The organism is Actinomyces sp. oral taxon 169, assembly GCF_013394715.1.
Classification (GTDB): Bacteria; Actinomycetota; Actinomycetes; order Actinomycetales; family Actinomycetaceae; genus Actinomyces.
The window spans coordinates 634,543-656,513 of record NZ_CP058259.1; the positions used below are offsets into that span (position 1 = coordinate 634,543).

The window sequence follows — 21,971 nt, forward strand, 5'->3', positions numbered from 1 at the left end:
CCGACGCCGTTCTTCGCCTGTGTGCGGGGTTTTCGTGCTGTCGGGGGGGTGCCCCTATGTGGTGTGTCAAGCGGCGGCGGGTAGTTTCGTGGCTGGTTGTGGGTCGTAGAGGGCTCCATCTCGGATCATGGCGTGCAGGGTCAGGATGCGGCGGTGGGCCAGGGCGAGGACGGCCTGGTTATGGCGTTTGCCTTGGTCTCGTTTGCGCTGGTAGTAGGCCCGGGAGACGGGGTCGGAGCGCAGGGAGGCGAAGGCGGACAGGAACATGGCGCGCTTGAGCCTCTTGTTGCCGCCGTGGGAGACGTGCTCGCCACGGATCGATGAGCCGGAGCGGCGTGTGACGGGAGCGAGCCCGGCGTAGGAGGCCAGCTGGGCGCCGGTGTCGAAGGTCTTGCCCAGGGTCTCGGCCAGGAAGACGGCGGCGGTCCTGACCCCGATCCCGGGCATGGAGATCAGGACCTCATAAAGAGGGTGGGCCTCCACTAGGGCCTCGACCTGGGCGGCGGCATCGGCCCGCTGAGCGTGCAGGGAGATGAGCTGCCTGGCCAGGTGAGGAAGCACCACTGCGGCGGCGTCGGTGCCGGCGACCACCACGCTCTGGTGCTCCAAGGCCGAGACGATCTGGCCGGCCCAGGTGGCGTGCCGCCTGCACCCGTGCTTCTTGAGCCTGGCGTCGATCCTTGCCTTGCCCGCTCGCTTCAGGTCGGCTGGGGTGGGCCAGGCGGCGATGACCTCCAGGACGGCGTCGTGCTCCAGCCAGGGCCCCAGCACCTGCTCGAGGGTGGGGTGGATCTGGGTGTACAGGCCCCGGATCCGGTTAGCGCTCTGGTTGACCTGGCGGGCCAGGTCCAGGTCGAATCCCGTGAGCATCGACAAGGCGGCCGCGTCCTCGTCCGAGGCGTTGATGGCTCTCAGGGTGTGGGGCATGCTCCTGGCCGCGCCGGCGATGACGGCCGCGTCCTTGGCGTCGGTCTTGGCGCTGCCCGGTGTCAGGTCGGCGATGCGCCGCATCGACAGTCCGGGCAGATAGCCCACGGTGATGCCCATGTCCTGAGCCACTGCCACGGCCAGGGCCCCGATGGTGGCGGGCTGGTCTACTACCACCAGCAGGTGTCCGTGATCGGCCAGCTTCTTGTAGAGAGCACGCAGGCGCTCCTCGTCGTTGGGCAGGGCCTTGTCGAAGACCTTCCGCCCTTCCCGGCTCAGGGCCGTAGCCCAGTGCTCGCTCTTACCGACGTCGATGCCGATGAAGACCTCGATGTCCTCGGTATTCATCTTCGTGCCGCCTCTCGCTGCATGGGTGTGGGGCCAGCCGGTGGACGACCGGTTCCGCACCCACGTTACGAAAGACCTCACACTCGATGGGTCGTTCCCCTTATCAGCGGTCACCAGTGCCCGGCTGCTGCGGGTGACAACACCCCCCGGATCATCTAAGGACAGGGGCAAGACATCATGCCCACAGCAGCTGGCCCAGCCCCGGACGACCCGGGACCACCAACAAGGTAACGGGCTGTCTGGGGCTGCACGAGGCCTCCACGGGGGCATCTGCCCATGGTCCGTGGGGTGCCGCGCTGACTACGGTGAAGGTGTCGGTGGCGCACCGGATGGGGGAGGGGAGAAGCCGGTTGTCCCCGTCCTTGTCTCTCCCTCTCGCAAGGACGGGGACGACCTCTCCGCCTTGAAGGAGGCCTGGATGGGCTTCAGTATCGGAACCGGCTACCTCGCGGAATTTGCAGTACAGTGGAACTCGATTGAGTTAGCCTGGTGTCATTTTCGACGTCGAATGATCCATCCTATAGTAGTTCCGAACAATGAGGTCAGGAGTCCGAGCGATATGACTTCGGAAACATATAGTTCGCGGTTGGGGATTCCGTAGGGGATCATGAAAGTCGATCCGATGCACAGAAGTGACGGGACGAGGAAAGAAAATGCGCAGCATGTCATGAATCTCTTGACCCACCAACGAGGGATGAGGAAGGTGCTGAAGAGCGCAGTGCTCGAAGGTACCATAAGTGCGAGAATGCCGGCACCGCTCACTCCTATGGAACTGATGATGGAGTCGTGTAGGGCCGAAAGGCCCAGGCACGACAAGAGGAAGTATCCGGCACTTAGTGTCCAGGTCAGCAATAGGGCGGGATATGGACTTCGTTTTTGTGGTGTGCTGTGAGTGCCAATCATGGTTAACCTCGATTCCGGATGCAAACGTCTTCAAAGGCTCTTCCGTGATCCTGGGACCCGTCAGGCTGATGATCGCAAGTTCCGGTTGTCCGTAAAATCTCGACGTCGCATAGCATCCTCTCTGTTGTGTGCGCTCCGCTGAGGTGCGGTCTCCAGTTCGTGGACAACCTCGCCTCCTTTGCTTCTTCAGCTGTTCTTGATGGGGATGTCGGTGAGGCGGTAGGCGGTGTTGGGGGTTGAGTACTTGCCCTCGGGGTGGTCGAGGGTGATGGTGTTGCCGCCGGGGTCGGGCCAGACGATGCAGATGGTGGTGGTGCCGGTCTTGAGGTGGTCGCTGAGGTTGAGCTCGGTCAGGGGGAGGTGGTGGTCGACGTCGGCGTCGTTGTAGTCGGCGGGGAAGATGCGTTCGCCGTTGCTCAGGAGGGTCAGGCCGTCGCTGGCGTAGAAGGTTGACAGGGCGCCGGATTCGGAGCGTTGGTTGGTCAGGGCGGTTTCGGGGTCGTCGAGCAGGGGGTGCAGTGGTGCGCCGGTGGAGCCGTTCTTGACGGTGCAGGTGACGGTGCCTAGGAGGTAGCCGCCTTTGCGGGTGACGTGGTCGAGGGTGATGGTGACCTCTCCGCTGGTGTCACCGCTCTTGGTGGTGAGGGTGACGCCCTCAGAGCCTTTGGCGACGGGGCCCTTCGGGTCGGGCAGCTTACCGCCACCACCGCTGCTGGTGGGGGTGGCGGTGCTGCTGCTGTTGGGGGTGGGGGTGTTCTTGGGGGTGGTGCCGCCGGTGGGGGTCAGGGTGATCTCGACGCGTCGGTTGGCGGCGCGGGCCTGGTCGGTGGTGTCCTTGATCTTGGGCTGGCTCTCGCCTTTGCCGGACACGCTGGTCTCCCACTTGTCGAGGCTGGTGAGCTGTTCGAGGCGGGTCTTGACGGCGTTGGCTCGTTTCTCGGACAGGGTTTGGTTGTAGGCGTCGTCCTGGATGTCGTCGGTGTGGCCCACAATGGTGAGTGTTCCGCCGTCGGGGTGCTGGTTCAGCTGGGTGGCGACTGTCTGGAGCTGGGCCTGGGCTCCGGGGGCGAGGTCGGCGGAGTCGGAGGCGAAGGTGACGTCTGATGCGAGGGTGACGGTGATGTCCTTGCCGCCGGCGTGGGTGCTGGTGGAGTCGTCCAGGGCCCGTGTGTAGCGCTCGATGGCGACGGGGTCGGCGAGCTCGGGGACGATGTGGGAGGACTGCTTGAGCGCTGCCTGGGCGATGGACAGGTCGATCTTGGCTTTCTTGGCGTCGTTGGCGTCCAGGACGGAGACGGTGGTGAAGCCGGCCATGGGGACCATGACGGTGACGGTGTCGGTGTCGACCTTGCCGAAGGACAGGTAGGAGGTCATGTCCTCGCCGGGGGCGAGCTCGAGGAACAGTCCGCTGCCGTCGGTGGCGCTCCACACGCGCCCCGAGGCGGTGTCAAGAAGCTTGACCAAGGAGGCTCCGGTAGCAGGGCGGGAGATTGACGGTACGCCCAGGTAGTTGGAGATGTTGAGCTTGTCGTCCCTGGAGGTGGAGGCATGGGCGTTGACGGCGTCGATGGAGGCGTCGTCGGACGCGCGGGTGAGCTTCACGGCGATGTACGAGGTCTTGTCGTCCTGGCGGACGACGGGGGAGACCTCCACACTCACCTTGTGGCCCATGACGTGACCGTCGAGCTTCTGCCACTCAGTGCTCCCCGCCTTAGCCGGAGCGCTGACCGAGGCAGAACCCTTAGCTGAGGCTGTGGAGCCCGACCGAGAGGCTGATCCACCCTTGTCCTTCGATGCTCCCGGCAGGTCACAACCCGCCAGCACCGGCAACCCGAGTCCCGCCAGGGCCGAGAGCGCCACAAAAGACCGACGAGACGGCGCCGAAGGAACACACGAAGAACCAGACGATACGGGAAACACAAGAACTCCTTCATGGGTCCGCTGAAATTTCTCAACGACCGAGAGTAATCATAACGTAATCATCCCAGCAAGAGGGGCTCCCCGGGTACTCCCCATCGCTTCCCGGGTACTCCCCATCGCTGTATGCGGAGTATGTGAGTCCCCTGGGGTCACCGTAGAGCACCGGGTACTGCACGTATTTTCCCCGTGGGAGTCTCCCCATTTCCCGAATGATGGGTGCTGCATAGAGTCTCGGTATTCCTCAGGTCAACGTGGCCTGATCGAGAGCAACGGAGGTTCCATGATGATGACTACTTCTAAGCGAATCCTGGCTGCCGTGAGCGCCATTGGTGTGGCGGCAACCCTGGCGTCCTGCCAACTGCCGGGAGGTTCGGGGGCGAACGGGGAGGGTGCGTCGGCGTCCGCGTCGAAATCGGCGCAGGCCGGGGGTGGTGGGCATGGTGCGGCCATTGAGTCCCATCCCACGACCGTTGACAGTAAACCCGGGACTGTCTCCCTGAACTCCGTGTCCGGTGCGGGAACCACGATCACCGTCATGTTCTCCGTGACGAATAATGACAAGAAGAACGATATGTGGATCTACGACTCATTCTCCGACGGAGACGACTCGGTGCCTCAGCCCAGTGGAAAGGCGAGCCCGGGAGGGAGTACGAACAACGCTGACGGTCTGACTCTCATTGAACCGTCCTCCTCAAGCATCTACCGCGTCTCCTACGACTCCCAGGGCGGCTGCCTGTGCTCCAGCGACCTCACGGAGTACATCAAACCCGGTCAGACGATCGCGCTTCAGGCGACCTTCACCGGTGTGCCGGCCGAGGCGAAGAACGTCACCATCACCATCCCGAATGGGGGGACCTTCAGCAACGTGGCGGTGACCCGATGAGACGGCAGATGAATGGGGGATGGGCAAGGGGCGCCACGTCTCGGTCCCGGTCCGGGGTGCTTGCCGCCGCGGTCGCCGTCGTGTGGGCAACATCGTGGTCGATGTCCGCCGAGGCTGCTGCCTTACCCGCAGCACCGCAAGCGGGACACCCGTTGGCGGCTGCGAACAACAGCGCTACAGCCGATCCGACGACGATCACCAAGCAACCGGAGAGCGCCGGGCCGGGCAACCCCCGGGTGGCTCAGACCGTGGATCGCGTCGTCACGCCGGTGTCGCGTTCGAGCAGCTCGGACAGCGCGGTCACCTATTCCTCGGACGGCCAGACCACGGTGGCCTCACTGTCCGGAGACGTCACCTTCGACGTCGACTCCACGGCCTTGACCGACCGCGCCAAGCAGGTGCTCGACGAGATCGTCAACCGCTGGAACGGTAAGCCGCCCGCCACGGTCACCGTGGTGGGGCACACGGATTCCGTCGCCGACGACGCTTACAACCAGACGCTCTCCGAGCAGCGAGCCAAGGCCGTTGCCGACTACCTGACCTCCAAGGTCCCCTCCCTGAACGTCCAGTCCTCTGGCAAGGGGGAGAGCGAGCCAGTGGCCTCCGAGACCAACGCGGACGGCAGTGTCAACGAGGCAGGCAAGGCCGCCAACCGCCACGTCGATGTGCGATGGGGGTGATGCCGAGATCGAGTACGTGTGTGATGGCGGTACCCTGGCGCACCTCGATGCGAGGGGCGCATCCCGTCCCGAATCGCCCATTTCCTGTGCAGACACGAGCACACCGCAGCGAAGGCGCCCTGCGAGGGCTATGCCAGTAGGGGGCACCATGAAGGGCGATCGCCCCTGGCTGGATGCTTGACTGGTGAAGGAGAATCTGCCGCAGCAGGATTGTTTGTGTTTTAGTAGAAGGGACTGGCATGCATTCATCATCCCGGTCGATTCGAGAACGTGGCCAGAGCTCGGCAGCCTACGCTGGTGTGATCGTGGTCGTCGTGGTAGTGGTGCTGGCACTATTAGCCTACGCTACACCCATCGGGCAACGTCTTGCTTGTGGAATTGCTACGTCCATTTCCAAGGTTTTTGGAAATGAAGGTGACGTCTGCGGTGCTGGCTCCAACCAGTCAGATCCATATAAGGTTGATGAGTCTACCATCGTGAAGGATGCGCACGAAGAAGGTCGCTCAACTGGTGCCGCCGTAAGAGTCGACGGGAAGGTTGGATATGCCTCGCTTGAGGCAACGGATGCCTCAATCTATAACGAGACCTCCTATATTAATGGACAAAAACTGCGAACTTTGGAGAATCGTCAACAAGTATCGCTCACCGGCGGATTCGGTACCGAAGTAAAACAGAACAACAACGCTTCCAGTGTAAGTGTCAATGTTGACGCTTCGGCCGCACTTAAAGTCACTCATGGTCAGAAGAGAGGTTGGTTCTGTGATGGACCGTCGGCATCACGCGAATGTGCATCCTGGGATGCCCAGAACGCTCAGAACATCGAAGAGCAGCAGAGGTACCTTGCGTTTGCGCGAGGGTTAAAGCACAAAGATATTAGCGATCGACCCGACCTTGACGTGGACGTCTGGCAAGCCGAGCTGGCGGTGAATGCAGGCGCCGGGGCGAACGCAGGTTATAGTGCATCCAAGGATGTCAAGGGTGAAGCCAAAGTTACGACCAAAGCGAATGCAGAGGCGAAGGCTGACATCAAAGGAAATGTTCTCTATAGGAAAGAGGAGATAAAGGACAACCGCAAGAAGGATGGTGAGAATAAGACGTTCTCACATACCTTCCAGTACTCGGGAGAGGCGCAAGCTAAAGTGGAAGTGGACGCCTCAGTCGATGTTGAAAAAAAGAATCCTAAAGGTGATGCTACCTTTGGGTTATCTGGTTCCGCCAACGCTGAGGCCTACGGTAAGTACACTGGCACATATAACTTTACTACCGACGAGAATGGTAATCTCAAAACCATTACTTTCATCGGATCTAAGGAAGGTCGAGCCTCTGCGGAGGCAGAGGCTAAAATTAAGGCCATGGGTCACGAGGCGTCGGTGAAGACAGACGGGGATAAGCCCATCGTCCGGTCGACCGTCACTTCGACCCTCGACGTTGACTCCTTAAGTCCTGAGGAACGAAAGGTCGCAGAGGAATACGTCCGATCATCCTGGTCCAATGGGGCGTTGATCGTCCCCCAATCGAGCCTCAATCCTGACAGGCCCTCGGATAATAAGTTCGACAATCTTCTACACGACAAGGCGAAGGTGCACAGAGTGCAGCAGGAAGTGAGAAAAGATGAGCGAGAAAACAAGGACTGGGGACCTTTTGCCCAGAATTTTGAGACATCGGAACGCAGTAAAACTGTGAATGTAGAGGAGCTGGGAAGACCTGGGGCGGACGGGGTTCGGTCATACCAGAACAAGGATGTTCATTGATGCTCGGCCATAAACGTGGGATCTATTTCGGTAGCATCCGGAATGTTGTAGCCGTCATGGCATGCCTTCTGTTGGCGTCGTGTGGCAGGGTCGGCGGTGCAGCCTCCAGCAGCGGGTCTTCCCATGCCGGCTCCACCTCTGCGACGTCCGCTACGGTGGGCAAGAGCGATACATCCGGAAGCAATAGCGGTGTTCTGATTGCAGAGTCGGCTCCGGGTGTGACCATCAACATCTCGTCAGCTGTTCGTACGTCGGATGTAAGAAACTATAAGGGCGGCGGGCAAACTATACGATACGATCTTGACGACGATGCGGCGCCGTATACCGTGATGGTGGACAACTATCATCTGTCGGATAAATCAGCGAGTGCGCTGGTCGGTGAAGAACAGGAAGCCTTCAAGCAAGGTGGAGCCGTTGTCGAATCCAAAGATGTCTCGGTTTCAGGAGGGAGCAACGCTCACCGTTTGGACTGGACCCAGCAGGCGCAGTCACCATGGCAACTGGACGACAAGGCGCCTTCGATATCGATTGCCTGTACCGCCGTAATTTTCGAAGGTCCTCAGAACTACACCTACGGCGTATATGTAATGGCAGATGCCTCCAAACCAGAGTCGTTGAAGTCAGTGCAGAAGATTATCGATTCAATCACGGTGAACTAGTTATGAAAATGGATCGACGCGAAGTTCTACTGCGTGCCCAGATTGTTTTGGCTGCGTCTGTGCTCGCTGCCTGCAGCAGGCCGAAGACTGGGGTGGCCTCAGGATCTTTGTCTCCTATTTCAAAAGTGAGTCAGCCGCCATCGCCGATGCCCGATCCAACGCAAGATCCGGCACAGTGGAAGGAGGCTCAGTCAGACCCGCTTAGTTTTCGGATACCTGCGTCGTTCTCAGGCCCTGAAGGAGTCACGAACTGGGGATTCTATACAACAAAATACGATCACGGCAGCAATGATGGCAGTGGAACTGTTGAACAGCGTTTAATTGTGGGCAGCATCAACGATGCACCTAGTGGGGAAACCGCCCGTAGGCAGGTGAATGACACTAACGCCCTGATTATCCAGAACTATGCGCCGGTCGACGTGATCAGCTGGGAACAAGATGATGTCACTGCTATTGATAGAATAACATTCACTTGGGGAGATGGTCAGAAGGCTTCGGGGGTGAGCTGGCTGACCGCCGATAAACAGGGACACCTAGTTGTAGCAACATTGTTTGGCGAGTCGATTGATGACGGAATGAGAAACGGGATGGAAAAATCTCTAACTCTCGTTCCCAAGGGGGCGTGATGAACAACGTTACGCGGCGTACTATGGTCCTAGGGTGTTCTGCAAGTGCCCTTTCAGTCTTAGTTGGATGTTCCCAGGTGGGTGGTAAATCTGGCTGGGATGATATTGAGGTCGACGGCCTTCATGCCGTGGTACCCTCTGGCTGGAAAAAAACGAAGTCCGATTCCGATATGTGGGTTGGGGCGTGGGAGAGTCCTAATAAGAAGAATAGGCTCCTAGCGGCCCCTCTCCTTCAGGCAGAAGACGTCTATGGCGCTTTGAGCTTGGCGATGTCTGCTGCTCGTGCGGCGACAAGAGGATTTCAAGTGCTCGGTGAACGAACCGCGGTGAGCGGCAGCGGAATGATTGTTATCCGTCAGGACTACAGTACGGATTGGCCCCTCGGAGGCAAAGGTACTTTCTGGGCCGTTCAGGTGAAAGAGCGTTGTGCCCTGATTAATTTTGCAGGTCCTGATATCGTTGACCAACAACGATCCGATGTGGGTAAGAAAATTACCCTCGATCCCTCCGTGCAGCCTAGTGGTGTCGCAACTGGAGGAGGTAATCAGCCGATGGCGTCTTATGCTCCTGGTGGCATGGTCCCAGTACGGGCAGGAGGAGTCTCGCTTGTCGCACCGCTAGGTTGGGTCGATACACATGGTATTAAAGATTCCAAACGCTGGACATCGGGGTGGGCGAAAATCGATGACTCAGTGGTTCAAGCCAGGATATTGGTTGCACCGGAGATGCCACAGAAGAGCGTCAAGGATGCTATTGCACAGATTGAAGTGGATCATGCAGGTGGAACGTTGTCTGGATACAAGATGCGTTCTCGGTCGCAGATTAGTGTTCAAGGAGCAAAGGAGGCTGTACGAACCGACTTCGTTTCAGGAAGCGGCGGCGACGAAGGTTGTCTTTGGGTCGTGAGTAATGGGTCCCGAGTCTCGGCGGTGCAATACAACGTTGTTGGTCAGCTCGACTCCTCCATCCGGGACTCGGTGGAAAAAAGTCTGACGGTCTCATCCTGATGAGCTGACGGTGTGGGTGATTCTGACCGCCATAACAAGGAGACGCAGGGCGCAATGGAGCGAAGTGCCTATATTTCAGTAGTGAATGTCGTTGTAGTAACCATGATTGGGATTTTCGGAGTTCTGGTCCTGCCGTATGGCCCTATACCGCGTTCGGGGAAGCTCTGGGTTGCGCCGTTCCTGGGTGTGCCTAACCGTGTCCTGCTTGAAGGCGCATGGGGGTTTCTTACAGGTAGATGTGGACTGCTCATGCTTGGAAGATTTGTCAAGAACTCAGATCGAGGCATGAAAATAGCTCACCTTGTTGCTTACGTAGCTCTCGTTCCGATGGGAATTGTCGTGACCTACGTATTTCTCGGAATCCCGGTGGATACTCCGATGCTGCAAGGCTTGTCTGGACTTGTTTTGGGGTTGTTGGTGCCTGCGCTCATGATCGGGTCGGCAACGACAGCTCGGGGTGGCCGTCGCTGGTTGGACCGCGGAGGCAGAATCGGTGATGGTCACCGCTACTAATCTCGAAGTGGACAACGAGATGGATGTCGGTGAAGTGCGATCGTCTTGGGGGCACTCGTCGGTCGAGAGCTTTGGCGATTAACGAGAACGTAGGTGATGCGTCAAGGTGTCGATCCTCTCGGTCGAACGGGGCTCGGCGACATCACGATTAGGTTACAGTTGACGTATCGTGCTCCCGAAGGGAGCAGCATACGTGTCGAACGTCACGTTCATACCATCGAAGACGCCTTGTGTTTGCGCAGGAAGGAGAGGGTTGATGATCTTTGTCTGCTCTGTGGAGGCTGGAGATCCCGCTCCGATGTATGTTCACACAATCTCTTCACTGGACGATGCGGTCAACGCTGTGTCAAGTTTCGAGGGCGATGCTCTCCTTGTAGCATCTCACGATGATGATGCCCGCCCGTCGCTGACAACTAGGGAGGTCCTGGCGCGCGATGACCTCGCGTCGGTGATACTCGGTGGCCCGGTTACCAGCAGGGCCCTTGCGTTACGCGCAATGACTATGCTCCCCCGCTCTTCCTTCGGAATGGCGCAGCGTGTAGCGGATGTCGTGCGTTCTCGTGTCCACACGCATGTTGCCTTGTCCTCGGTGGCTGGTCTTGCTCAACCTCGTCCGGGCATAGGACAGCATTTACGCAGCTTTCTTCCGAGAGCGTCGTTCGATGTCGATCTCGAGTCGGGAATAGTTCGAACTGCTTCAAGAATAACCTGGGACACCAGCGCGTCGAAGGAGGTCTGTTGGGCCTCTTCCCAGGATCAAGGATCGTTGAAGGTGACGCTGACCGGAGGAAATCCCACTATTGTCCTGCGTCCTCGAAGGGCATCGCCGTATGGAGCGCGGCGGTGGATTGAAGTGTCGCATATTGAGGACCTGCGCACCTTGGTCGGCGCGACGCTGAACGGCACCCGAATAGTGGCGTGTAGTGGATGCGGTAGAACTATTCCTGTCAGTGGTTGCCCCTTCTGTGGAACTTCAAATCTATCCGTGTCGGTACTCGACTCTTCGAACGTGACGTCTGAGAGGATTGCATCATGAACCCACGACAGCGACGAGGAGTTCTCTTACTTCTCGTAACTCTGCTCGGAGCGGCGTTGACCTTCGTTGGTGTTGCTGCGTATGTGAACTCGGTGTCTTCACAGGTTGGCCCAATGACGAAGGTTCTCCAGCTTACCACAGACATTAAGCCCATGCATAAGATTGAGGAGAAGGATGTCGAACTTGTTGAACTACCCAAACGGTGGGCCCCTTCGAAAGCAGTTTCATCGTTTGGGCAGATAGAGGGGTTGGTTAGCGGTGGAACTTTTACTGCGGGTTCTGTCATTCAGGAAGGTATGCTGATTGAACAGCCGGGACTGAAGGAAGGAAATCGCGAAATTTCCATCAAGGTTGACGCTGAAACGGGAGTTGCCGGACATGTTTCTCCAGGGGATCACGTAGATATAGTGGCTGCCACCGAAAGCAAAGAAGGCACCGACAATGAGGATCGCGTGGCGGAGATTGTTGTAGAGAATGCTCTTGTCACAGATGTTGGGGAAATTCAGGCTACGCGAGGCGAAGGTGCGTCCGGGGACTATTCAGAGGGAAAACAAGTCCCCATGACATTCTCGTTAACTCCTGAGCAAACCCTGAGAGTGACCTATGCTGAGGCATTCGCTAAAGAAGTGCGAATTTCACTGCGCGGGACTGGTGATTCCGGCGCACTGTCCCAGGAGCAAAAGACCTACAAAGGTCCTAACAGTAATGCGCAACAGGCCGCGGGTAGCGATGGCGCTTCTGGTGAGCAGCAGTCTGCCACACCGCCAAAGAACGGCCAGGAAGGAGCCGGTCAGCGATGAATAGGACTCTCCTTGTCAGTTCGGATATGGATTCTTCCGCCGCTGTGTCGGCAGTTTTGTCCGAACTGGATGGATTCAATGATCCGATGGTCCTGGCATCCGCCGCACAGGCTCGCCTCGAACTTCAGCGTCAGGATGTCGATATCGTCCTCGTAGACGAAGCGGTCGAGGGCGGGCAAGGACTTGCCGTCATGCGCGAGATAGCTGCTTTAGAACCGCTCATCCCCGTATGTCTGCTATCGCCCAGAACTGATAGCGAGGCCGTGCTTCGTGCAATCGATTCCGGAGCTCGTGCTGTCCTCCCTTTGCCGCCATCTGTGGAACGCTACGCAGAACGGCTACGATCTCTATCGGCCTGGGCCCGTGCTGCTAGTGGACAGATCCTGAGCGAGCGGGAGTCACTCAACCGTACCGTTGGGCGAATGGCTGCCGTGATTGGCTCGAAAGGTGGCGTCGGAACGTCGATGATCGCAATGAGTGCGGCCAAGGCCGCGGCTTCGCGGGGTCATACGGCGTTACTCGACCTCGATGTGCGCAACGGCGACCTGGCCTCCTACTGCGGGATACGTGTGCGTCACTCCGTGGCGGATCTTGTTGCGGTGGCCGCGGAAGTCGGAGGTAGGGAGCTGTCGGAAGTAGCCTATCCGGTGCGGTCGGGTATCGAACTCTTGCCGGCTCCCGAGCACGGCGAACTGGGTGAAGAAATGACGGAGGGCGCGACGCGACAGATTCTTCAAGCGATGCGTTACCAGTACAGACATATTATTGTCGACTGCGGCTCTCATCTTGATGATGCAACGGCAGCGGCACTTGATCTTGCTGACGTAATCATTATTGTTGCAACTCCTGAAGTCCCGTCACTGAGGGCGGTCCGCCGTCTGAAGGAGACGATGGACCGTTTGAGTCTGGGCCAGAATACGCCGATACGTATCGTCCTCAACCGGACATCGCGGCATAATGAGATTCAACCGGCTGGGGCGGCCAAGCTCGTCGACAGTCCGATATTAGGTGTACTCCCGGAAAACGGTCAACGTATCGAGGCCGCAGTTAATACGGGTTCTCTTCTGGAGCTGGATCTCTCTCCCCTGACGGCTATCGGTCGATCGATCGCGGAACTGATTCGACTTGGCGATTCAGAGCGGTCAGTGACTGAAGGAAGGCAGGAAGTTGGTTCTACTCAGTCTTATCGACGTCCCTCCAACCCCCCTGCGCGTCGAATGCAATCGCTACCTGCGTTCCCGAATCCGCACGAGAATAGACCTCAGTCGTCAGCCCGCGCAGTTCCGGCACCGGCGCCCGCTGCTCGCCCGATATCGGAGCCAACGCCCGCGCCACATCCAACGTCTCCGGCCAGATCGCAAAGTTACGAGGCCGTGATAACACCTCAGGAACCGGCTGTAGCACGCCGACAGGTTCCGGCACCGGCGCCTAGTGATGAAGTTGCTCCACTACCGGCGTCACCTGTGTCGGCACCTCTACCGCCTTCGCTTCCTCCGCGACGGGCCGCTTCCGAAGTGCCCGAGACCCAGATGCAGCAACCACGTCAACCTGCTAGTGGAGAGCGACGATCCCGGCGTGCTCTCTCTTGGAAACGGGAGACCGGCGGCTCAAACGAGCAGGGACAGACGGCTGTTGAGTTTGCCGGTGGCTTCGTCGTTGCGATGGGACTCTTCTTCCTGTGCCTTGAACTGCTGCTTCTGGGTGGGAGTTCTTTCGTCGCCCATAATGCGGCCCAGGAGGCTGCGCGCAATTTTGGCGTAGGAATGTCACACAGTCAGGTCGTGCATGCCGTCACCGAACGTATGCCGAGTTCTTGGGCGCCAAGGACGACCGTGACGTGGACCGGTTCGAACGAGGTTCGTGTCAGTATCGACCCCCCAGGCCTCATGCCCGGGCTGGGGCCGGCGAGTGCAACGGCCAGGGTCGACTGGGAAAGGTGATTCGTCATGGACATGTTCTTCCGGGTAGTTATTCATCGGTTCCGTAGGCGATCGGCGCACGGGCAGGCCGCAGTTGAGATGGCTGCATTTGCTCCCATCGTCGTTGTGGTTGTTCTGGTTCTCATGCAGGGAATTACTGCAGTGGTGGCCGCCTCACAGATCCGTGACGCGGCCCGTGACGGAGCTCGGGCTGCGGAACGAGGCGACTCAGTGAACCGCGCTGTTCACTCGTCTCTGCCAAGTTGGATCGACTTGGATTCGATCGGATCATGTGGGCGTGGTTGCGTAAGAGTTTCGGCTCAGATGCCGATCGGCATTCCTGGATACATGGAGGTTAGTCACGTCACCATCAGTGATACCGCTACCTTCCGCCTTCGAGGGGAGGCGGCATGGCACTGAGAGATCGGATGCTGCCAGAAGTGGCGAAGGATGAGAATAGCGAGCTCATCAAACGGTTTCGTGCGCGGCTCTTAGATGAGATCAACATCGAGGAGGTGTCTGCGCTTGACATGCCGCAGAAGCGCGCTCGTCTGGAGCGCGTACTCGCTCGTATTCTCTCGTTTGAGGGACCGGTTATGTCCACCCGTAGCCGTGCGAGGCTCATTCAGAGGATCGTTGACGACACGGTCGGTCTGGGAGTGCTGGAGCCTCTTATTGCGGATCAGAGCATCACTGAGATCATGGTTAACGGCGTTCATGATCTATTTGTCGAAAGGAACGGCAGGATCGAGCGGATCCCTTCAGCTTTCACGTCGGAGGACGAGCTTTATCAGACCATCGATAGAATTGTATCCACGGTTAATCGTCGAGTGGATGAGTCCAGTCCTATGGTCGACGCTCGACTCATTGGAGGAGAGCGCGTTAATGTTATTATCCCGCCGTTGGCTCTCGATGGTCCGACGATGACAATCCGCCGCTTCCCCAGGCCATTCCGAATGCACGATCTTGTGGCTAAGGCGTCGTTACCTCTGGAGGCAGCCGAATTACTGGGGGCAATGGTGCGTGCTCGGTTCAACATCCTCGTCTCAGGAGGTACGGGCACAGGTAAGACAACCTTCCTCAACGCACTTTCGGGTCTTATTCCGGATCATGAACGTATTATTACGATTGAGGATTCTGCTGAACTCTCGCTCCAGCAGAGCCATGTGGTGCGCTTAGAAGCGCGTCCAGCGAACTCAGAGGGTAAGGGGCAGGTTACTATTCGTGATCTTGTACGCAACTCCCTGCGTATGAGGCCAGACCGAATCGTTGTCGGTGAGGTTCGTGGTGGCGAGACGATGGACATGCTCCAAGCCATGAACACAGGGCACGAGGGATCGCTAACCACTGTTCACGCGAATTCTACGCGTGATGCAATGGGGCGCCTGGAGACGCTCGCCAGTATGTCGGACCTTAAACTTCCAGTTGATACGATTCGAGATCAGATCAATAGCGCCATTGACGTTATTGTTCAATTAGAACGAGACTCGGATGGTGTGCGTCGAGTGCGACAGATCGATGCGGTTACATCTGAGAGACGCGAAGGATACGCTACGGAACCTATTGTTGATCACGTCGAAACAGATGCCAAGACTTCCGGATTCCGCTTCTTCCCGCTTCCTGAGGTGACTGCAGCGCGCCTGAATCGCATGGGCCAACAGGTGTCGCTGTCTTTATCGGGGGGAGAGCGATGAGTATTACCGTGAGGTTGATCTTCTTGCTCCTACTCTTCACTCTCGCGTTCGGAGTGTGGGGCATCACTCTCCTCCTCGATGAGTCTGCTCGAAAGCGAGCATTGTGGGCTGAGGCTACAGGTGGCGCCGTTAGCGCAGCTGAGCGGATGAAGCGGATCGAAGGTAGGCTCACAGTCAAAGGGCCGTTTGCCGTTTTCGCGCGAAAACTGGTTTCCGCTGGATTATCGTGGTCACCTTTGGGTACTTTTTCTACGCTGGTGGCGGTGATGGTTCTTATCATCATTGCCGGTCAGGTTATTCTGGGGCGAGTCAGCAGCATCATTATTGCTGCCATGGTGCCACTTGCCTTCTTTCAATGGATTTCGCGACGTAGCGTTCAGCGCAAAGAAGGCTTCATCTCGCAGCTACCGGAGTTGGCGCGAATCATCGCTAATGGAAACGCCGCAGGGTTGTCTATTGGTCGGTGTCTGGCTATGGCCGGGCGTGAGATGCCTGAACCTGCTGGTCAGGAGATGCGCAGAGTATCTCGGGAACTCGATTTGGGATGGAGTGTGGATCAGGTCCTGACCGCCTTGTCTGAACGGCTACCGTCGCGTGAGGTTAACGTTCTTGTGCACACTATCGTCATTCAATCTCGTACCGGTGGGGCATTGAGTGATGCTCTGGCCGATATATCTCAAACGTTGGAGGATCGTAAGGAGCTTCGGCGTGAAGTTAGCACCGTTATTCTGGGATCTGCCGTAGCGGGTTACGCCGTTATAGGAATCGGCCTCGGCGCTGTTGTCCTGCTCAATTTCCTCCAGCCAGGTACTCTCGATTATATGGCAGGTTCTTGGGCCGGCAGGATCCTTCTCGTGATATCGGCGACCCTTTTCGTCATGGGAACGTTCCTCATGCGGATCGTCTCCCGGATAGAGGTATAGAGTCTTGGTTATTCCGATCCTATTTGGACTCTCTGCAGCGATAGTCATTCTTTTGGGGGCGCAAGGGATTCGCTTGATGCGAGGATCACTTGTGGATGACCTGCTTCAGGCGGAAAACAGTGGCATCCCTGATGCTGGGACCCGCGTAGGGCCGTTCACTCGCGTGGTGGATTTCTTCGGCCGTCTGACACAGCGATTCCTACTGAACATTTATGGCGCTGAACGGGTTCGGCGGCTGTCCTGGCAGTTGCGTGCCGCCGGACAACCCGCCGGGCTGACTGCTCAGGTGTTCATTCAGAGGGAGGCAGGATTTGCGACAGTCGGTTTGCTTGTCATGCTTCTTGCGGTACTGAATGGACAGACGCTGATCGGCGTGGCCGTGGGAGTGCTGTTTGTGGTGTGGATGCACTCCTGGTTGTATCTGACGGCTCGCCGGCGGCAGGAGATGATTGAACGCGACCTACCTGACTTCCTGGATGTTCTCGCTGTTACGGTGGCGGCCGGACTGCCTTTCCGAGTGGCACTCCAACGCGTCTCCGACCAGTACTCCGGGCCTCTGACCGAGGAGATGCGTCTGACGCTGAGGGAGATGCAGCTGGGAGTACCTCGCCGGGATGCTTTGGAGGGACTCAGAGAGCGGACCCGCTCAGACAGCACATCGGCATTCGTAACGGCGCTTCTTCAGTCGGAGGAGTTGGGAACTCCACTGGAGGAGGCGCTTAAGCAGATTGCACAGGAGGTGCGGCGGCAACGAGGCCAGCAGGTACGGCGAGCCGCTGCCAAGGCGCAGCCTAAAGTGTCGCTCGTGGTGACGATGTTCATCGTACCTGGAGCAATTATCCTCATCGTTGGTGGCATGCTTCTTAACAATATCAGCATGATTAAGGGGCTTTTCAATGGCTGAAGGCGCCCTCACGGAAGCTGCCTTGGCCCCGGTGGTTCGCTTGCTCAGTAACTTACGGCTCACCTTGATTCTGATTCTTATAATGTGGGACGTAGTAATTTCGCATGTCGACGCCCGATGGGTGGTTATGGTGTCCCTTTTTGCGTTACCTGCCAACTGCCTTCTTCTTTTTAGGTGGGGGCGTCCGGGTGCGGCGCTGGTTATCGGCTCGTACTTCACGACTTGGGATGCCGTTTCATCGATCGCGGTACTCATTGCTGATTTTGTATCGGAACGCTCCGCGCCGGCTCTTAGTGTGTCCTATCTTCTGCTTTCGGCGCTTCTCGTTGGTGTGATATCGGGGGATAAAGCGCTTTTCGCATGGTGTGTTCCTGTGACCGCCGGGGTTGGTGGCCTTGTTTATGCGTTCTCTAATGCTTCTACTCGGCTGCTCGTGTTGGTTCTATGTGGCGCTGCGGTTCTGGTGGTTCTAGGACGTCGTATGAGCAACCAAACAGCGCGCATCGAAGGGCTGGCTGCCGATGCGGCTGAGGCTCATTCGCTTCAAGTTGGCGCCGAAGAACGTCTTATTCTTGCCCGTGACCTGCATGACACTGTGGCTAAGTCGGCTGCAGGTGTGAGAATGCTGGCTGAAGTCCTCAGAGATTCTCTTGAGAAGACAGACTATGCGACGGAGGCGATAGCTCTTTTTGCAGCGGCCGATGCCCTCAGCTCAGAGTCTCGAGCGGTGCTTGATGAGCTTCGGTCTCTTCCGACGGACGACCTTCGTGTTCGTCTCGCACAGGATGCCGAGACGTGGGGACGACGCACCGGCGTCCCTGTGGGCGTTGAGTGTTTCGGTAACAGAATCTCTGGTGACGCCAGCATCACTTGGCAGGCTCAACGGGTTCTAGGGGAGCTGCTGTCCAATATCGAGAAGCATGCCAACGCATCTAAGGTGCTGGTCCGCATTGGCGGTGATTCGACTCTATGCATCCGGGTGGAGGATAACGGTATTGGTCTACCGCAACGTATTCTCGATGATTCCTCCAACTTGCGAGGCTCAGGGCATTACGGGCTCTGTGGTGTAGCTGAACGTCTCGATGCTCTTGGGGGCAGGCTCGGGCTCAGCAGCAGACCTGGCGGAGGCACGACAGTCTGCGTCAGTATCCCCTATTCACAGACATCCTCAGATACCACCGCGTCGGGCGGTTTCTCTGCACCAGGAAGGACGGCAGCATGAAGGTACTGATTGTTGACGACAACGCCATTGTGAGACTCGGCTTGGGGCGCATCTTGAACCGCATCCCGGATGTGGAAGCGGTGGCTGAGGCGGCCGACGGATCTGAGGCCATAGAGATAGCGCGTACCTTTGTTCCTGATATTATTCTCCTCGATGTTCGCATGCCACGTATGAACGGCTTGGAGGCTCTTCCGTACCTTACGGAGACTGCGGCGGTCATCATGCTCACCTCGGACGAGGACGCGGCCACCGTGTCTAAAGCCATGGACTGCGGCGCTCGTGGCTACTTGGTGCACGGCAGCCTTGGTGCTGAGCAGGTAGCGGGTGCCATAGAAACCTGTCGACAGGGCGGCCTGGTGCTCGGGCCAGAGGCCGCAGCGCATCTCACTCTTCAGGGAGCCGAGCGTGAACGTCGTGGCAACCCGCTTCTCGATCAGCTCACGGAGCGAGAGGCAGAGGTGCTGGAGGCGGCCGCTCGTGGCAAGAGCAACAAGGAGATCGCCGAGGAGCAGTTCCTAGCACCTCGTACGGTGAAGAACTACCTCAACGCCGCGTATGTCAAGCTCGGCGTGCACAACCGTGCTGAGGCGATCATCGCCTGGCGTGAGGCAGAGGCCTCATAGATCGTGTGGGACCTAGGGGCGTTGAAGAGGGCGCCCGCCCCTAGGGCTGCGGCAGGTCGGCTCGTTAACCTTGTGCACGTCAACGAGGTACAGGTCCTCGGTTCAATCGTGATTCTCGTTCGGAGGCAGTTTCCGGCTCGAGGATTCAACGCAGGAAGGAAAGTTGTCATGTCAAATTCGATCCTCGCCGCACAGGTCCGTGCTCGTGTCTGGATGATGGATATCGCTGATCGTCTCCGTAGTTCCGAGAAGGGGCAGGGTGCGACGGAGTACGCCGGTGCCATTGTCGTCGCGGTTGTTGTTGTGGTGGCGCTTATCGGGGCAGCCAAGGGATGGAATGTCGGCGAGAGGGTTAAGGAAAAGATCGATAAGATCTTCGAGTGATTAGACTTCAATCAGCGAGTTGGGGGCGTGCGTTTATCGCACGACCCCAACTCGCTATGTTTTGTGATGCGACGGGCGTGTGAACGGTGCCACCTAGGGCGCTGCCTCCGTCCTTGAGGCAGGATATAGTACGAGGATAACTACAAATGCTGTGTATCACTATCTGCTCGCCACCTGTTCGTGTGTCATCGTCAATGTGGTAGCTTCGGCAGTAGTTGTGTTTTGCCGCGAGGGAGGGGATTCATGTTTTTTCTCGAAATCGATCCTGGCTTGTTGTGCCGTCTGATGCGTAGGTTGCGTCGACACGCGTCCGACGATGAGGGATCTGTCAATGTGCTCCTTGTTGGCGTTCTTGTGGTACTCATCACTGTAGGGCTCGTCATTATGATCCCTCTAGGTGATGCTATCGCCGACAGACGTAACTCCAACACGGCCTCCGACTCGGCGGCCTTAGCGGCGGCGGGCTACTGTGCCGACAAATTGGAAGACGCATACGGCAAGGCGATCCGCGCTTCCGATGGCAAGGGCTTCTGGGAGCAGTTCGGTAAGCCGGTCTCGTTCTACTGTGAGGGAGCCTCTCAAGAGGCGGCCCGTTATGCGCAGGACAATGGAGCCACGCTCACTGCCCTCGTTGCACAGGCGCCGCTGCGCTACAGCGTTTCGGTCGAGATGAATGACGAAGTTGGTGACACTGGACTCCACTCTCCATCCAAGGCTTCAGCTGAGCTCAGTTTGACGAAGGGACTATGCCTCAAGAATAATAGAATTGGTGTTCGCGCCGAAGGTCGTTGCATGACGTCACCGGATGATCGACAGGATAAAGAAGAAAATCGGAAGGAGGGCGGAGAGGGTCGTCGTAAGGGCGATCAGAAGCGCAAAGATAATCCCCCTCGTCCTTCTGGATACGCTCAGAAGGCAGAAGTCGATACCAGGCTCATTGTGTCATGAAGATAGTTCACTGGATTTTAAGCGTACCTCGCCGTTCTTTCCGGCGTAACAGGCTACGTGCAGAGTCTGGTACTCGTGGATACCGCGGGATTATCGTGGTGATTGTTCTTATCGGGATGGTTGGCGTTATCGGGTTGACAGGTATTGCTCGTCATGGTATCTGTTTGTTAGATATCTCATTCTGTAGTTCGGCCTCTAGTGTCAAGTCCATTTCCAGTGCCATCGACCCGGGTGAGCTGCCTGCGCCGACAGATGAACGCGCTATCAACTCAGGTGCTGGCCTCGTGCCGCCAGGGCATCATAGGCGGGTTCAAGGTAAAAGGGCGGTTCTTCCCCCCGGCCCGCCATCGGAGTTGGGCAGTCTCTGGGCGGCTGGCCAAGATGAGCAAGAGCAGTCGGGCACGCAGAAGTCCTCACCGTGGAGCGCGTCTATCTTCCTTTCGCTGGACGCCTTGTCCTGTGGGACTACCACCACCTGTGATGCCCTTGATGCAGCACAAGGGCTGCCTAGTGATTCGACTGCTGGCCAGACTCAAGGAGCTTCGCGTCTTTCCTTGCTCGGTCTGGACCCGTTCGTCGGGAATGAACAAGCTCTGAATATCGTGGACCTGTCGCTACCTAAGGGTAATACCATCCTTGCTGCGCCAGGCAATGACCCTCTGCTCTACAGGCATTCCGAGCGGTTGCGTGATGGAATGACGATTGAGACATGGACTTGGAAGGATGCTGCGGATCTGAATCAGGTTCGTGTCGAACGAACGAGAGAGGGTATTCTGCGCGGGTTGACGATGGTTGGTGTCAGAACGTCTTCTGCGGGACAGACTAGGCGGACCACCGTTCAGATACCGGTGACTGATGCCAACCGTGACGCTCTCGACGTGTGGATCACCGGTTTCGCAGTCGATGGGCCTGTACTTCCCTCCGGTGTCTTCGAGCCCACCAAACCGGTTGGCGCTGACGGGGATGTGATTCTTCGCCTGACGTACTCCAAGGGGCAGGTCACTCGTGAAACGCTGACCATCCCCTCTGGCTCTGGTGGTCCGACCTCCCAGACTCTGCGAGACGATCCCGGGCTGCGTAGCATGCCTCCTGTGGCGTCAGAGACGCTCGGTGCCCCCGACAAATCGGGGAGGCGCACATTTTCGTCGGGGAACGGTTGATAATATTGGATATTGGGCAGCGACACCATCGATATAGCGATTCAGTAGTGAAATCTGGGAGAGGCAAGGGGGTGACACGTCGGTTTTTAATGCGGCTGCTTGCCCTGAATGCTGGAGTATCCCCACTCATATTATCTCTGG

At 58.0% G+C, this 21,971-nt stretch carries 19 protein-coding genes; 17 read left to right on the forward strand and 2 right to left on the reverse strand.

All coding sequences use genetic code 11. From position 1 onward, the window contains the following. Positions 1 to 66: 66 nt before the first annotated feature. A complete protein-coding gene (locus HW274_RS02660) occupies positions 67 to 1,275 on the reverse strand; it encodes an IS110 family transposase (protein ID WP_185989120.1) in 1,209 nt (402 codons plus the stop codon). 1,089 nt (positions 1,276 to 2,364) lie between these two features. Next, complete coding sequence (locus HW274_RS02665) at positions 2,365 to 3,849, reverse strand: OmpA family protein (RefSeq protein ID WP_260679154.1); 1,485 nt, start codon at positions 3,847 to 3,849, stop codon at positions 2,365 to 2,367. 784 nt (positions 3,850 to 4,633) lie between these two features. Between HW274_RS02665 and HW274_RS02670 the strand changes: the two genes are divergently transcribed. The 17 genes from HW274_RS02670 (at position 4,634) to HW274_RS02750 (ending at position 21,830) form a co-directional block, all read left to right on the forward strand. Beyond that, positions 4,634 to 4,981, forward strand: a complete 348-nt coding sequence (locus tag HW274_RS02670; RefSeq protein ID WP_040321789.1) for a hypothetical protein — start codon at positions 4,634 to 4,636, stop codon at positions 4,979 to 4,981. 152 nt (positions 4,982 to 5,133) lie between these two features. Continuing rightward, positions 5,134 to 5,661, forward strand: coding sequence for an OmpA family protein (locus HW274_RS02675; protein WP_396027382.1), 528 nt, complete (start codon positions 5,134 to 5,136; stop codon positions 5,659 to 5,661). 299 nt (positions 5,662 to 5,960) lie between these two features. Beyond that, on the forward strand, positions 5,961 to 7,412 hold the full coding sequence (locus HW274_RS02680; RefSeq protein ID WP_185989122.1) for a hypothetical protein: 1,452 nt from the start codon (positions 5,961 to 5,963) through the stop codon (positions 7,410 to 7,412). Positions 7,413 to 7,630: 218 nt separating this feature from the next. Next, positions 7,631 to 8,071 carry a hypothetical protein gene (locus tag HW274_RS02685; protein WP_143223796.1) on the forward strand — a complete coding sequence of 147 codons (441 nt, stop codon included), beginning with the start codon at positions 7,631 to 7,633 and terminating at the stop codon, positions 8,069 to 8,071. Between the two features lie 125 nt (positions 8,072 to 8,196). Continuing rightward, the gene (locus HW274_RS02690; RefSeq protein ID WP_144020779.1) at positions 8,197 to 8,697 is read left to right on the forward strand and encodes a hypothetical protein; all 501 of its coding nucleotides are present in this window, start codon (positions 8,197 to 8,199) and stop codon (positions 8,695 to 8,697) included. Continuing rightward, positions 8,697 to 9,704, forward strand: coding sequence for a hypothetical protein (locus tag HW274_RS02695; RefSeq protein WP_144020780.1), 1,008 nt, complete (start codon positions 8,697 to 8,699; stop codon positions 9,702 to 9,704). The genes HW274_RS02690 and HW274_RS02695 overlap by 1 nt, the downstream gene beginning before the upstream one ends. Positions 9,705 to 11,249: 1,545 nt before the next feature. Then, positions 11,250 to 12,053 (forward strand): Flp pilus assembly protein CpaB, encoded by an 804-nt coding sequence (cpaB, locus tag HW274_RS02700; protein ID WP_075253446.1) that lies wholly within the window; start codon positions 11,250 to 11,252, stop codon positions 12,051 to 12,053. Between the two features lie 26 nt (positions 12,054 to 12,079). Further along, a complete protein-coding gene (locus HW274_RS02705) occupies positions 12,080 to 13,993 on the forward strand; it encodes a CpaE family protein (RefSeq protein WP_178384969.1) in 1,914 nt (637 codons plus the stop codon). A gap of 12 nt (positions 13,994 to 14,005) precedes the next feature. Then, positions 14,006 to 14,392 carry a TadE/TadG family type IV pilus assembly protein gene (locus HW274_RS12945; protein WP_075253492.1) on the forward strand — a complete coding sequence of 129 codons (387 nt, stop codon included), beginning with the start codon at positions 14,006 to 14,008 and terminating at the stop codon, positions 14,390 to 14,392. Beyond that, positions 14,383 to 15,666 (forward strand): CpaF family protein, encoded by a 1,284-nt coding sequence (locus HW274_RS02715; RefSeq protein WP_075253448.1) that lies wholly within the window; start codon positions 14,383 to 14,385, stop codon positions 15,664 to 15,666. Before HW274_RS12945 ends, HW274_RS02715 begins: the two co-directional genes overlap by 10 nt. Next, a complete protein-coding gene (locus tag HW274_RS02720; protein WP_260679157.1) occupies positions 15,663 to 16,589 on the forward strand; it encodes a type II secretion system F family protein in 927 nt (308 codons plus the stop codon). The genes HW274_RS02715 and HW274_RS02720 overlap by 4 nt, the downstream gene beginning before the upstream one ends. A 4-nt stretch (positions 16,590 to 16,593) precedes the next feature. After that, positions 16,594 to 17,493, forward strand: a complete 900-nt coding sequence (locus HW274_RS02725; protein ID WP_256692402.1) for a type II secretion system F family protein — start codon at positions 16,594 to 16,596, stop codon at positions 17,491 to 17,493. Beyond that, on the forward strand, positions 17,486 to 18,715 hold the full coding sequence (locus tag HW274_RS02730) for a sensor histidine kinase (protein ID WP_081376161.1): 1,230 nt from the start codon (positions 17,486 to 17,488) through the stop codon (positions 18,713 to 18,715). The genes HW274_RS02725 and HW274_RS02730 overlap by 8 nt, the downstream gene beginning before the upstream one ends. Next, the gene (locus tag HW274_RS02735) at positions 18,712 to 19,338 is read left to right on the forward strand and encodes a response regulator transcription factor (protein ID WP_075253451.1); all 627 of its coding nucleotides are present in this window, start codon (positions 18,712 to 18,714) and stop codon (positions 19,336 to 19,338) included. The genes HW274_RS02730 and HW274_RS02735 overlap by 4 nt, the downstream gene beginning before the upstream one ends. 168 nt (positions 19,339 to 19,506) lie before the next feature. After that, positions 19,507 to 19,722, forward strand: a complete 216-nt coding sequence (locus tag HW274_RS02740; RefSeq protein ID WP_075253452.1) for a hypothetical protein — start codon at positions 19,507 to 19,509, stop codon at positions 19,720 to 19,722. Between the two features lie 243 nt (positions 19,723 to 19,965). Continuing rightward, complete coding sequence (locus HW274_RS02745) at positions 19,966 to 20,670, forward strand: pilus assembly protein TadG-related protein (protein ID WP_144020781.1); 705 nt, start codon at positions 19,966 to 19,968, stop codon at positions 20,668 to 20,670. A 98-nt stretch (positions 20,671 to 20,768) separates the two neighbouring features. Then, positions 20,769 to 21,830: a hypothetical protein gene (locus HW274_RS02750; RefSeq protein WP_185989123.1), complete on the forward strand. Its 1,062-nt coding sequence runs from the start codon at positions 20,769 to 20,771 to the stop codon at positions 21,828 to 21,830. The last annotated feature ends 141 nt before the right edge of the window (positions 21,831 to 21,971 follow it).